General features: G+C 63.7%; 10 protein-coding genes (1 of these 10 cut by a window edge). 4 read left to right on the top strand and 6 right to left on the bottom strand.

Annotated elements, in window-relative coordinates; translation table 11 throughout:
• Together GXH28_RS07395 and GXH28_RS07390 are read right to left on the bottom strand one after the other, a co-directional pair.
• Positions 1-2,046, bottom strand: the 5' portion of a protein-coding gene (locus tag GXH28_RS07395) for a PA14 domain-containing protein (RefSeq protein WP_169238375.1). It extends 2,169 nt beyond the left edge of the window; the window shows 2,046 of its 4,215 coding nt (coding positions 1-2,046); its start codon is at positions 2,044-2,046; its stop codon lies beyond the left edge, outside the window.
• A 15-nt stretch (positions 2,047-2,061) separates the two neighbouring features.
• Entirely contained in the window at positions 2,062-3,129 is a 1,068-nt protein-coding gene (locus tag GXH28_RS07390; RefSeq protein WP_169238374.1) for a phosphodiester glycosidase family protein, read from the bottom strand.
• Between the two features lie 682 nt (positions 3,130-3,811).
• Between GXH28_RS07390 and rpsU the strand changes: the two genes are divergently transcribed.
• From rpsU to ybeY, 4 genes are all read left to right on the top strand, one after another.
• The gene (rpsU, locus tag GXH28_RS07385; protein WP_169238373.1) at positions 3,812-4,015 is read left to right on the top strand and encodes a 30S ribosomal protein S21; all 204 of its coding nucleotides are present in this window, start codon (positions 3,812-3,814) and stop codon (positions 4,013-4,015) included.
• Between the two features lie 168 nt (positions 4,016-4,183).
• Positions 4,184-4,648, top strand: a complete 465-nt coding sequence (locus GXH28_RS07380) for a GatB/YqeY domain-containing protein (RefSeq protein WP_169238372.1) — start codon at positions 4,184-4,186, stop codon at positions 4,646-4,648.
• 106 nt (positions 4,649-4,754) lie between these two features.
• On the top strand, positions 4,755-6,899 hold the full coding sequence (locus tag GXH28_RS07375) for an HD family phosphohydrolase (RefSeq protein ID WP_169238371.1): 2,145 nt from the start codon (positions 4,755-4,757) through the stop codon (positions 6,897-6,899).
• An 8-nt stretch (positions 6,900-6,907) separates the two neighbouring features.
• On the top strand, positions 6,908-7,438 hold the full coding sequence (gene ybeY / locus GXH28_RS07370) for an rRNA maturation RNase YbeY (RefSeq protein ID WP_320447930.1): 531 nt from the start codon (positions 6,908-6,910) through the stop codon (positions 7,436-7,438).
• Positions 7,439-7,458: 20 nt separating this feature from the next.
• Here ybeY and GXH28_RS07365 read toward each other — a convergent pair whose 3' ends face one another.
• The 4 genes from GXH28_RS07365 to tmk are packed head-to-tail and all read right to left on the bottom strand — an operon-like array spanning position 7,459 to position 13,826.
• Positions 7,459-10,857, bottom strand: coding sequence for a flippase activity-associated protein Agl23 (locus tag GXH28_RS07365; protein ID WP_169238369.1), 3,399 nt, complete (start codon positions 10,855-10,857; stop codon positions 7,459-7,461).
• 14 nt (positions 10,858-10,871) lie between these two features.
• Positions 10,872-12,530: a glycosyltransferase family 39 protein gene (locus GXH28_RS07360; protein ID WP_169238368.1), complete on the bottom strand. Its 1,659-nt coding sequence runs from the start codon at positions 12,528-12,530 to the stop codon at positions 10,872-10,874.
• 24 nt (positions 12,531-12,554) lie between these two features.
• The gene (locus GXH28_RS07355; protein ID WP_169238367.1) at positions 12,555-13,193 is read right to left on the bottom strand and encodes a sortase; all 639 of its coding nucleotides are present in this window, start codon (positions 13,191-13,193) and stop codon (positions 12,555-12,557) included.
• Between the two features lie 9 nt (positions 13,194-13,202).
• Positions 13,203-13,826, bottom strand: a complete 624-nt coding sequence (gene tmk / locus GXH28_RS07350; protein ID WP_169238366.1) for a dTMP kinase — start codon at positions 13,824-13,826, stop codon at positions 13,203-13,205.
• Between the last annotated feature and the right edge of the window lie 20 nt (positions 13,827-13,846).

The following is a 13,846-nucleotide window of genomic DNA, read 5'->3' as shown; positions in this document are numbered from 1 at the left end:
GTGTGGATTGGGCTGCACGGTGTGCAAGTGGAATTCGTTGCCGGCGTGATCCCAGATATCCAGGCCGAGTTCAATGTCGCCATCGGGCACACCGGCGGCGCACAGGTCCCAGTCATATTCGTAAGGCGCGCTGGTATCGCCATAGATCAACCGCCACTGGCCGCTCCATTTGGCGGTAAAGCGCACTTCTCGGACGCCGCTGCCACTGTCGCTGGCCCAGGCTGCCAGCCGCACCGTGCGCCCCACCGTCGCCCCGTTGCCCGGGCTGGTGTAATTGCCGCTGGGTGGGCTGGTGTCCGGCGCGTTGGCGGCGCAATTGGGCGTGCTGAAAATCTCGAACGACGAGACGCGATCGTTGACGCCTATCCCGTTGTCAAAGCTGTCGTTGGAGAAATCGTTGTCGCCGGGCGCGTTGTAGCACCTACGTCCCCCGCCACCCCCGCTGTGCTCGAACACGCGCACCGACCATCCGTTAGGGATGCGGATGGATGATGCCTGATCATTCATGCCGGCGGGCATGGTGTGCATGCCTGTGCTGCTGCGCAGCACATAGCCCTCGTTCTCGCCGCGCCCGCCGCAGTCGTAGTTGGCGTGGTAGTACAAGATGACGCCACCGCTTTGTGGGCACGATGGCGGCGGGCTGCTCTGCCGATGTGCATCCACCCAAGCCGAGGGATGAGTGTAGCCGAACCAGTCGGGATGAGCGCCGGTGTCGGCGTAGGCGGGTCCGGGGATACTGTCGTTTTTAAAACGATAACCGTTCACGTTGCCCGGCGCCTGGCGCATGTCCCAGTAGCGGCGCATCTCCCAGTGCAGGTGGTCGTCTTCCCAGTCGTACAGCACGCCGATTGGTTGGCCCTTTTGCACGTCTGCATTGACCTGAATGAGTCCATGAGCAGCCAGATGTCCGTACATCGAATAGATGAAGCGGTTGCCCCACGGCGTGCTCACGCCGGCCGGCAATTCGTGTTCGATGATGACGACGTAGCCGGGGTAGTAGGCGTTGCCCGACCAGACCACCCTGCCGTTGGCGACGGCATACACCGGGCTGCCGGCCGGGCGAAACCAGTCTTCGCCGGTGTGTTGCAACTGTGAAAGCGTCTTGCCATACCACCTAGACCAGCACCGGTCGTTGTTGTCGTTGTAGTCCACGCCATCGTTGTCGCAGTCGTGGAGGTAGGGATTTCGGACGTTATAGCCGGCATGGCTCGGCGCCCGATTGGCGCTGCCGTCGCGCGGTTCGACAGGAAAGTCGAACGCGGTAGCCGGGCTGGCGGCTATGGCTTGGGGCGTGAACGCAGGGGCTGTGTAAGCCGGCGCGTCGAGCAGGGTGAAGGCGCGCGCGATCTGCTCGAAGCGATCCAACGCGCCGGTGTCGGCCATGTCGGCGCTAAACTGCAAGCGGTAGTCGGCCTGGGGGGTGTGGACGAAATATTCCACGCTGCGCACTTGCCCTTGATCATCCGGCGGGGTGAAGGCAGTTTCATACCGCCATGCCGTCTGTCCGTCGCTCAGGGTAACTGGCGTCCAGCCTTTGGTCCAGCGGGTGAACGTCTCGTCGTCAAGCGGTGGGATGCGCGTCACGATCTGGATGTGCTCGCCCAGCCCCAAGGCGCTGACGATCTTACTCTGCGCTGCTTGCGCTGGATCGGCGCGCTCTGCGGGCGTCACGTCTGGAGGATGAAAGAGGACGTAGCCGGCTTGCGCGTTGCGGTAGGCCGGCCAGTCATCCGGCGGCAGCGTCGGGTCAACGTGCGCTTCGACTTGTGGCCTGGGCAGGTTGACCGGGATGCGGCCTGTGACCGGATGATCTGGCCCGGCTTGTTCCAATGCCGCGCGCAGGGCAGCCTCGGCAGCCTGGCGAAAAGCCTCATCTGTCGCCGCGGGCTGCGCACCGGATTCGATGAACGCCGACGCGGGGGCCCCCACGTCGGTCTTTGTGGGCGGCTGCTCTTGGGCCAGGGCAACTGGCCGGAGCGAAGCAAATGCCAGGCTGGCGATCAACACGCCGCCGCAGACGGCTCGTCCTGTGTTCAGGCGTTGCATGGCGCCCCCTCTTGTTCAATGCGCGCAGATGACAATCGCGTCGCTCACCGCGCGGCCGCTGCCGGGTGGGATGACGCGCCTCCACGCATCGCCGGTGCGATAGACCAGTTGCGTGCTCGATCCGCCGTCCAGCTTGATGGCTGTCCACACGCCGGCGCCGGCCGGCCCCAGCCATTGGGCGACGGTTTGCAGATTCTGCTTGGGCGCGACCAGCAGATACACCGTGCGCCCATCGCGGCTGACTGCTGCGACCGACTGGTTGTAGGTCTCCGTGCAATACCGCTCCGGCAACATTTGTTGCTTGCACACGTTCATCGGCAGCACCTGGCCGGCCTCGATAAAAATGGGGCCGGCGGTCACCGCTGCCCAGGCGTATGTGTCGCGCCACAAGTAGCGCCCGATCCGCGCAATGCCCCGATCGTCAATGACGAACGCAGGCCAATGTTGTGGGGTATAGCTTGGGTCAATCTGCACTTTGGCGCGCATGTCGCGCCGGGCCTGGCCGTTGACCACAGTCCATCCTTCGGAATTGTGATGCCCCGGCCCGAAGTAGCCGCCATTGATGCCGGCCACAATTGAACAGCCAAGCGTCTCCTGCCATGCCGGGATCATGTCTTGCACAGTCTGCGCACTGAAACGCTCAGGGTCAGTCCAGTTGTTCGCCGTGATGGCGTGTAGGCCTACCCACGGCCTGGACAGGTCGGCGACGATGGCAACGTATTCGTCAGCGTCGCAGCTCTGAACGCCATCGGCCAGCGCTGTGCACCTCGCGCCGGGAAGCGCTGGGCTGTGATTGCCCAGGCGCGGCATACTTGTCTGGACCTGGGCGATGGCTGTGCCGGCTGCCTGGCTGCCGCCCGCAGCCAGTGTAGCAACCAGATTTTCGCCGCCGGCGACGGCCGTTTCACTCAGGTGCGCCACTTCGGTGGCTGCTTGGTGTTTGGTGTCCTCTACCGCAGTTTCAACTGCGCTGGCCATGGCCGTGCCCAGCAGCGCTTCATCCTCTGGGGTACACCCTGACAGCACCGCACACGCCAGGCTCAGCGCCAGCCCGCAGCGCATCTTGTGAAAGCCCGACTGCATGGCGACCTGATCCAGATACGTTGCGCCGGCTGCTTGCCTGCCGCCGCGCCGGCGCCGGCCTTGCTGCTAGCTACCAGCCAGCGACCAGCCGGCGACTGCGTGACCGCCAGCAGCAAGGCTCCCCCCAACGGCATGACCGGCGCGGCCTTTGTTGCAAAGGGTATGCCTTGCCTGTGACCGGCGCAAGAGGGAAAACCCTCAACTTCCCCTGTTATCCCGCGCGCGCGTGTCACGCCGGCGCAGCGCACATTTCTGGCCAGACACACAGCGGGGGCCGTGGCCGGATCAGCGGAGCGACCGCGAGGACGAGGTGCGAGGAGTTAATCGTCAAGCCAGAGCAGGCCCGCTGCGTCAGCGATACTGTTTCTAGATTTAGGGACACAACCGCAAGACAGGTGAAGAACGCGGATTCGGCAGCGCCTGGTGAGGATGCGCGGGGGAACGCGCGTGGCAGGACCGGAGCGGGCGATGGGGTTGTCGTTCGTGCAACCGGCCTGGATACCGCCTCGCGCCCCTCAGGGAGGCGTTTGTTCAAACTCGCCTACATTGAAAGAGACGGTACGCTCAGGCGCACGAACGTTGACAGCTTCATTCGTTGACAGCTCATCGCAAACCCGTATAATTCCGGCCGGTTTTATAAACCGGAAGCAAATCAATTCGAGCGATAAAAGAAGGTGATTAAGTGGCTCGCGTAGTGGTCGAAGACGATGAGACGTTCGAGTCGGCACTCCGGCGCTTCAACAAGATCGTGCAATTCAACCGCATCCTGGTCGAGGTGCGCAACCGCCGCTATTTCGAGAAGCCGAGCGTGATCAACAAGCGCAAGCGCGCAGCAAAGTTGCGCAAGAGCCGACGGCAGAGCATGAAGTTTGCACAGCCGGAATAGGCTATTTCAAACCTAGCCAGCGATGACACGGGCGGGCGTGATGCCCGCCTTATCGTTTTAAATTGCGCGCCGCGGCCTCCTGTACAATTGCAGTGCGGATCGAGAAGCGAGCGCGGCATCGAACGGACATGCGGTTCTCGCCCGAGGCGCGAGCGAAAGACGTGACGTATGGAAGCGGTGCTCAAACAGCGAATTCAGGATGAGCTGAAAGCAGCGTTGCGCAGCGGCGATGAAGCTCGCAAAAACGTGCTGCGCCTGCTCGTCGCCCAAATCAAGAACGCTGAGGTCGAAGCGCGCACGGACGGCCGCGGCGGCGTGCTGAGCGATAGCGACATCCTGATGCTCGTGCGGCGCGAGATCAAGCAACACGAAGAATCGCTACTCGAGGCGCAAAGCGCCGGCCGCGCAGATCTGGTTGCTCAACAACGCGCCGAATTGGATGTGCTCAAAGAATTCCTTCCCAAACAACTGTCCCGGGAAGAAATCGTTGCACTGGCCAAACAGGTCATCCAAGAACTCCATGCCACTTCGCCCAAGCAACACGGCCAGGTCATGAAAGCACTGCAGCCCAAAGTCAAAGACATCGCCGACGGCAAACTGGTAAACGAAGTCGTGCGCGAACTGTTGGGGTGAACCACCGACGCGCGACGCCCCTTGCAATGCACGCCGATTTGGGAGCGCATCGCGCGTGATTCGGACGCGACCGAGGTGTGCCATCGGACGCGGCCGCAGGATGCTCATGAACCCAGACGCGACTTCCGGCGTTCGTCAGCAGCTTCAACAAACGCATCGGCGAAAGATCGCCCTCCTGGGCGCAATCGCCGTTGCGACGTTCGTCGGCGTCACTGCGGCGCAGCTATCCCGCTATGTGATCGGCGCCGGCGTGATCTACAACCTCGGCGAAGTCGTCACCTTTGACATCCGCGCGCCCTACCGGATGGTTTACGTGAGCGATGTCGAGACCAACCGACAGCGCGATCTGGCCGAAGCCAGCGTTGCGCCGATCTTCACCCCGCCCGACGTGCAAACCTCGCGCCGGCAGATGTCGCGGGCCTACGAAGCGCTCGATTACATCCAGCAAATCCGCAACGATCAGAACCTGAGCCCTGAGGAGCGCATCCGCAAGTTGACCGGCCTGGATGAGTTGGTCATCCGCGAATCCACCGCGCGCAGCATTCTGGCGCTCGAGGATAGCCAATGGAGCCGCATCTCGGCGCAAATCCTGGCCGTGTTGGACGTCGTGCTGCGTCGCCCGATCCATCCGGGCAATCTGGATGAAATCCGAGCGCTCCTGCCTCAGCTCATCAGCTTCAGCCTGCGCGCGGAAGAAGCCGACATTGTCAATCAACTGGCGAGCGCCCTGATCGTGCCGAACACCAACTACGACTCGGCCGCCACCGAAGCCGCGCGCCGTGCAGCGCGCGAGAACGTGAAACCGGTCGAGCGCAAATACGAAGCCAATCAGATCATCATTCGCAGCGGCCAGGTGATTGGCCCAAGCGAGATCGAGGCGCTGGAAAAGTTCAACCTGCGTCGCCCGACGCTGTCGTGGATGCGCGTCGTCAGCGCGTGCGTCTGGAGCGCGCTGGCGGTGACGGCACTGGGCATGGGCATGTTGCGCGCCCGCGAGAACGCCTTGAAGCGCCCGATCCGGCAGACGGCGCTGAGCGCTGCGCTGTTCGCGACAGTGTTGATGCTGGCGCGCTGGGTGCTGCCCGGACACGGCGTGCTGCCCTACTTAGCGCCTTTGGCAGCCGTCTCCATTGCGATCACGAGCTGGTCGGGCCTGTTGATCGGCGTCATCAGCGCCTTACTGATGGGCGTGCTGGTCGGCCAGGGGATGGAGAAGCAACTGGAGTTTGCCGCATGCATTGCGGCCGGCGGCATTGCGGCGTGCCTGACGCTCGGCCGCGCCGAGCGATTGAGCAGTTTCCTGCGCGCCGGCGCGCTGGCCGGCATCGCGCAGTCGTTGGTCGTGCTCGCTTTCAACCTGCCCGCCGCCCAACCCAACGACGCGCCGCTGCTCGCGGTTTACCTGATCGCCAGCCTGGGCGGCGGCGCATTATCGGCCGGGCTGGCATTGGCCATCCTCTACGTCAGCGGCGCCCTCTTCGACGTGACCACGGTGGTGCAACTCATCGAGCTGTCCCGCCTTTCACATCCGCTGTTGCAGCAGATGGTGACACAAGCGCCGGGCACCTACCACCATACGTTGATAGTCACTCATCTGGCGGAAAACGCCGCCGAACGTATCGGCGCCGATTCGCTCCTCACACGGGTCGGGGCGTACTTTCACGACGTTGGCAAGCTGGCCAACCCGCAATTCTTCATCGAGAACCAGCTTGAGGGTGTCAACCCACACGAGCAACTCGATCCGTTGACCAGCTCGACCATCCTGCGGAACCATGTCACGGACGGGCTGAAGCTGGCCGCGAAGCATCGGTTGCCGTCGCGCGTGCGGGCGTTCATCGCCGAACATCACGGCACAACGAAGACGGATTACCAATACGCGCGCGCCTGCGAGGAGCACGGCCGCAAAGTGGATGCCCAACTCTTCCGTTACCCTGGGCCGCGTCCGCAGAGCAAAGAAACGGCGTTGCTGATGCTGGCCGACGGCAGCGAAGCCGCAGTGCGCGCTAACCGCTGCACATCGGTAGAGGAGATGGACGAAGTGCTGCGCCGGCTGTTCGCCGACCGCCTCGCCGATCACCAGCTCGACGACAGCGGACTGACGCTGCGCGAGATGGAAGTGGCGCGGCAATCTTTCCTGGAGACGTTACGCGGCATGTACCACCCTCGCGTGAAGTATCCGGAGCGGATGTCACGGACCACCACCGCTCAGTCGCTCCCCCCTCATCCCAACCAGGAACTGGCCACACCATGACGCCGCGCGTGGACGTTCGTTCGACGAGGTCCAAACCGGCGCACGATGCCGACATCTACCTTTACACACGCGCCGCATATCGCGCGCGCGGTCAAACCGCGCTTGTGCGACGCGCCGCCCATGCCGCGCTGGCTCAGGGTCGCCATCTCCCGACACCTGTCGCACTGACCATTCGCCTCACCGATGATGCCGAGCTGCGCGCCCTCAACCGGCAATACCGCGTCACCGACGCGCCCACCGACGTGCTCTCGTTTGGTGGCGAGGGCTATCGGGACGGCCAACCAAGCGACGCGGATCATGCGCCGGCCTATCTGGGCGACATCGCCATCTCGATGGAACGCTGCGCAGCGCAGGCCAAGCGCTACGGCCATCCCGTCGAGGACGAATTGGCGTTGCTGGTGATCCACGGCGTGCTGCACCTGCTCGGCTACGACCATCACACACCGGCGCGCCGGCGACGGATGTGGCAGGCGCAAGACCGCGCCTTTGCCCTACTCGGCCGGCCCAACCCGCTCCAGCCCGATCAGTTTCACGACTAGGCGTCCTTCGCCCCAAACGCTCACTGCAATCCAGCGCCGAGGGGGAATTCGATCAACGAGCCGTCGCGCAGGTTGGTCACGAACAAAGTGTTGTTGTGCACTTTGATGCCGGTAGGCAAGTCGTCAACGTTGAAGGTGACGCCCGGAAGCTGAACCGGCGCGCCGGTCAGCGTATAGGCCAGCACTTGCGCCGTGCGCGGGCTGCTGACGAAGAGCGTGTCGCCGCTGATCGCCAGATAAGGCTTGTGATCAACAGCCTGCAATTCGGCCTCATCCATCTGCGATTCATCCCAGGCGGCCACGCGCCAGGCGCGCAGGAAGCGATAGTTCGGGTCGAACACTTGGATGCGGCGGTTCCACGTGTCGGCCACATAGATGTTGCCGCTCCCGTCCACGGCGATGCCGACCGGCTCGTTGAACTGTCCCTCGCCACTGCCCGGGCCGCCGAACTGCGTGATGAAGTTGCCGTCGCGATCGAACACCTGCACCCGCTTGTTGCCGGTGTCGGTGACCAACAAGCGACCATCGCGGTCGAAGGCGATGTCGCGCGGGCCAAAGAACTGCGTATCTGTGCCGAAGCCAGGTTGGTCCGTGGCGCCGGGCCGCCCCCAAGCCATCAGGAAGTTGCCGGCAGCGTCGAACTTTTGAATGCGATGGTTGAATGTGTCGGCCACGTAGATGTTCTGCGCGTCATCTACGGCGATGCCCCAGGCGTCGTTGAACTTGCCAGGCTGGTTGCCCGGGCCGCCAAAGCTGCGGATGAGCCGTCCGGCAGCATCTTGATGGAACACGCGGTTGGCCTTGCGATCCACGATGAAGCGTGTGCCGTCCGGGGCGAAGGCGATGCCGGCCGGATTCTGCAGGCTGGGGCCGAGCGCGCGCTGGCTTTGCCCGCCGGCCACGGCCCCCACGCGGTAATCCCACAGCCGGTCGGCGATGTCGTTGCGGATGAACAGCGAGAAGCGATGGCCGGGCGACCACGCCTCCGGCGTGAGCGACGTCTTGTTGAACAGCTTCGCGTATGGCTCAAAGTTGCGGTTGAAGGCGATCTCCCAGAGCGCCGCGCGCGCCTGGGGGTTGAAAAGTGAATAGCGGATGCGCTCCCAATTCAGGTCGTAGTAATCCTGCATTGGCCACCACACCAGCATGTAATCAAAGCGGACATAGCCTCCCGAAAGCGCGTCCACAAATTGCGCAAACTGCGCGTCCTGCTCGCTGGCGATGATGACGTCAAAGTCTTCGTAGTTGGAGGGCAATTGACTGCCGAGGAACTGCGCGCCTGGCCGGCGTTGCATGTACCACGACATCGGCCAGCTCGTCTCTTGCGTGTAGCCCACCTTCAACGGCGCGCGTCCCCCCACGCGCTTTTGCAGGTCGTCAATCTGGTTCAGCGCGATCTTCACGCCCGGCGCGCCGTGGGCATAGAACAGGAACTCCCGCGTGTAGTCGTAATTGATGTAAGTCACCATCACGGCGGTGCGTATGGTCAGCACGCTCAGCAGCGCAAAGCCGGCCAGCGCCACAGCCGGCAGCGCCGCGCTGTTCGCCACACGACCGAGCAGATAGCCGGCAATCGCCAGGGCGCTCGCGCCGATCATGAAACTCAGCGCCCACTGCAGCACATCGGCGGCTGGCTTCCCGGCCAAGTCCAGGCCGCCGATTAGTGAGAGCAAGCGCACGAACAGCAGCACGGCCAGGGCCGCCAAACCGGCCACCGCGAAGCCCTGAGCAGCGCGGCCGTAAGTCGGCGCCGGTTGCGCCCGAAGCTCGCTACTCAGTCTGACGACCACCTGCTGGATGAACCAGCCGGTCAGGAAAGCCATCGGCAGCGCGAAGTGCACCGTCAGCCAAGGCATTTTCTCGCCGGCGATGGTGTAGATGATCCACGTCGCAACCGTCCACCATGCCAGGAAGAGCGGGAAGCGATACCGGCGCAGGGTAGCGAAGAAGCGCACACGCGCGCGCAGCGCCGACAGCGTCCGCGCGGCGAGGGCCGCCATGGCGCCGAGCGCGCCGGCCAGCACGGCATACTCATACATCGGCACGAGCAAGAAGTAGTAATACCAGGGCTGATTGCCGCGCTGGACATCCTGCTGCGCCATCCAGTAGCCCAGTTGGCCGACGAAGCCTGTGCCGATGCCGGCCAGGTTGGTGAACACCGTGGTGAACAGCGTCACCGTGATGGCGAGAAAGACGATGACGATGGCCGGCCACAGTTGCCCGTGCCAGGCCATGCCGATGGCGATGGCGATGGCGATCAGCGCCAGCGACATGGCGAACATGGTGGTGATCACCTGCGGGTTCATCTGCAGGTTGCTCATGTTGCCCAGCGTGCTGATCGGCACCAACTCCTCGCCGCGGAAGGCCTGCCAGATGCGATTCTTGATTAACAGCATGGCCGGCGAACCCATGAACATGGTTGTGGTCACCAACACGATGATGACGTCGAAAGCCGGCGCATGGCGCGAGGCGACGCGCAACCACTGGCCGAACGTCATGCGATACAAGTAGGCCAGCCCGATGCACACCAGCGCCGCCAGCAATACCATGATGGTGCCATAGATCAACGTGTTCGTCTCCCCGCCGGGCGCGTTCGGCTGCGGCGCGACCACGCCTAACGCGCGCGTCAGAGCGCTGCTCCCAAGCTCGAAGAGGATGCTCAGGCCGACCATGAAGATGGCCGTGACCGCGCCAAAGCCCAGCAGCATGGCGGCATCCTGCCAACGTCGGCCTGGTGGGAACATGCGCCGCCCGCGATACAACTGCCACAGCGCCAACGCCGAGAGAAACACCATCAGCAACGCCACGGCCAGGAAAGACGTGGCCTTATCCGTCGCATGGAAGGCCAGCGCCGCCGCCAACCCGATCAGCCATCCCGGTCGCCGATCCTCTAAGTAGCGCCATATACACAGCACCGTCAGCGTCATCCACACCAGGATGAACGCTTCCTGGCGAATGTAGCGCGCGTGATACAAAATCGAGGGCGAGATGAGCAACATGAACGACGTCGCCAGCGCGCCGACGCGCCCCAGCCAACGTCGAAAGAAATAGGGCAAGACGACCAAGACGACGCCGAACGCCGCCGTAGGAATGCGCGAAGTGAAATCGTCCGCGCCGAACAAAAAGTAGCTCAGCGCGGTGACGTGAAACAGAAATGGCCCATGCATGAGCGGCGTATGTTGGAACCCCTTGCCGGTCGCCAGCAAATACGAGAAATAGGTATGCAGCGACTCGTCATGGCTCATCACGCGCGCGCCCATGTCATAGAATCGTGAGACAAGGGCAATGAGGAAGGACACGACATAGAGCGCCCTTTCCCACGTCACAGCGGCCAACAACGGCCGATCAAGCCAGGCATCGCGCAGCGCAGCCGGCTGCGCCATCGCTTCAAATTCGGTCAAGCGCTGTTCACCGATCATCCCCACATCCTCCCTCATCTCATCCCGCTCGCCCGCCTTGCCACATCATCGCGCAGCCATAACACCCAGAGGTTGGCATGCGTCGTCTCGGCGTCGCGAAAGGCCAGCCAGCGCGCCAGCGACCAACAATCGCCTCCCCCCCACGGCAACCCAACGCAACGCACCTCGTTCAACGGCGCTTGCGCCGTCACCGCGTATGCCGTCCCAATAAAGTTGCCGGCCACGCGCGGCTTCTCGGCTGCCGGCGTCAATACGACATCGGGCGCGCCCGCATCCTCCAGCGCATCGAATCTGCGCCGATCGCGCAACACCCACTGCAACGCCGCCGGTGCATCTTCGGCCAGATGCACGTCAAGCGCGTTCGGCTCGCCCGTTGCGCGGACGCTGATCAGGCGAATGTCCTCCTGGAGCGTCATCAAGTCCAAATCCGCGGCCTGGACGCGATATGGTTCGGCGGGGTTGTGTGGACGCGCATGATTCATCTGGATGCCGACGCCGAACGTGTATAACGATAGCGCAGCGACGCCGGCCAGCGCCACGCCGCGCAGGGGAGCGCCGTAGTCCATGGTCAAGCTGCCCGCCGCGACGAGCGCCGCGATCAACAGGGCGGCGACGACTGCAGAGGCCAGCCACGCGCTGCGCGCCTGTCCGGCATACTGCCACACCCCCAAGCTGGCGTAGATCAGCAGCACGAAGGCGATGGCCACGACAACACCTTCACGCCGCCAACTCCCCCAACGCTGCGCAGAGGCCAACAGCGCATCATAAGCTGCCGAGGCCAGACCCGCCATGCCGATCGTCAACGGCGCAAGCAGTGCAGCGCTGCGGCCGGCGCTGACGATGAGCACCCCCAAACCCGCCGCAATCCAGATCCACCAAGCCGATTCGGCGCGAAGCTGCGCGCGCATGCGGGCAAACGCCGCAAGCGCAAAGGCCGCGCCGAGCCATATCACCGGCTCGCTGATGACCAGGCCGAGCATCAACCGCCCAACGGAGATGGACGCATCCCCCCCTCGCGTCTGCGCCCACAACGCATAGCCGTTGAAGGCATCGCCCAGGCCGGTCGGACGCATGAGCAGCGCTGTGGCCGACAACACGAACGCCAGCAGCACAATCGCCACCGTGCGAGCCGACGGGCGGACGGCGTCGAGCGGCAGCGCAGCCGATGAGGCGAGGACGGTCACGATGAGCGGCGGAATCGCGTCCTGGCCGGTCGCCAGCAATGCGCCAAACGCTGCTGCGGCCAAAGCCGGACGGCGAGCGCGCCAGGCGCAATGCGCGGCGAAGGCCAACATCCATGCCAGGATGGCGCCGCCCATCTCGCGCGAGACGAACCACAGCGTCGGCGAAAAGGCAAGCAGCGCCGCAAAAATCAACGCGCGCGTTCGTCCAAGTTGAAGGCGCAACGCGACGGGCAACAGACACAACACAACACCGCTCAGCGCTGCAACCAGCCGCGCCGATACTTCGCTCGCCCCGAAGACGGTGAAGAGCAACGCCTGTAGCCAGCCGAACAACGGATTCGGAAAGAGGGCCGGCTCACCCCGCAGCACTGTGAGCGAGACCAGGGCTGTCGCCGCTTCGGGGTTCGTCAGCAGGAAGTCCAGTCGCGCTAGACGCGGCACACCTGCCAAGAAAGCGATGGCGCACCACAGCGCAACCTCGCGCGTCACTCGGTGCATCTTTGCTGGTGCAACTCAGTCCTCGGCTACCGGGTGAGCGATCACAATCACGCGGTGTGTGTTGCTCCACTCCGGCCAGCACGAGACCAGCGTCAGCCGGTCGTCGTTCATGGGCTGGATGTACTGCGCATTGGCAATGCGCACCGCGAGGGGCTGGTCGCGCTCGCGTAAGATCTTAACTTCTCGAACGCGATAGATCACTTGCCGGTCGCCTGCGCCGAGGCGAATCTCATCGCCGGGTTGCAACGTGTAGAGCTTGCGAAAGACTGAGCCATAGATGTTGTTGTGGCCGTTGAGGACGATGTTCTTGCCTTCTCCCAAGCGCCCGGAGTAGTCATGCCAGCCTACGTTCTGATTGTTTGGCGCTGTCCACTCGACGACGCCCACGCCGACGCGCTTGCCAGGGCCGACCGGCTGAATCCGTGCGTTGACTTTCAACTTGTCAATCCAGATGCGCTCCGGAACCGGATAGATCGCAGCCGCAGACGACAGCCCGGCGAACTCCTGCGAAACCTGGCTGCCTTGCGCCGGCAGGACGCGGCGGGATGCCGCTGCGGGCATGTCCGCTACGCCGGCAAAGATCGCAGCGCCGAGCGCGATGAGCGCTACGCTCGCGGACCAGGCAATCCCGCGTCGGACGTTCGGGCGAAGCATACTCGCATCCTAATCCGCAATGTTGAGCCGCGTCTTAACAATATCCTGGACTTGGGCGGCCACCCGGTCGGTCGTCGCCGACGCATCAATCACCCGCCAACGCTCCGGCTCCTGGGCGATCAATCGGTGATAACCCTCGCGCACCCGGTGATGGAATTCGATGGTCTCAACATCCATCCGATTGACCTCGGCGCCGCTGGCCATCCTGCGCTCAAGCGCGCGTTCCGGATCCACGTCGAAGTACAGCGTCAGGTCTGGTTTAATGCCCTGCGTCACGAAATCGAGCAGGCTGCGCAGAAAGTCCAGATCGAGGCCACGGCCATAGCCCTGATAGGCCAGTGTGCTGTCGGCGAAGCGGTCGCTCAGCACGATGCCGCCGCTGCGCAGATAGGGGCGAACCTGTTCGGCGACGAGCTGGGCGCGCGATGCGCAATACAACAGCAATTCGGCCCGGGAATCCATGTTCGAGTTGCTCCGGTCGTGCAGGATGGCGCGAATGGCGTCGCCGATTTTGGTGCCGCCGGGCTCGCGCAGCGTGAGCACATGCCGATGATGCGTGCGCAACCACACTGCCAGACGTTGGACCTGCGTCGTCTTGCCACTGCCGTCCAGGCCTTCAAACGAGATGAACATGGATAGAGCGAATAGAGAGA

It is taken from the genome of Candidatus Roseilinea sp. NK_OTU-006 (assembly GCF_012931985.1).
Lineage (GTDB): Bacteria > Chloroflexota > Anaerolineae > J036 > Brachytrichaceae > JAAFGM01.
The sequence above is the reverse complement of the archived record's forward strand: the minus strand, read 5'-3'. Positions and strand labels throughout refer to the sequence as shown.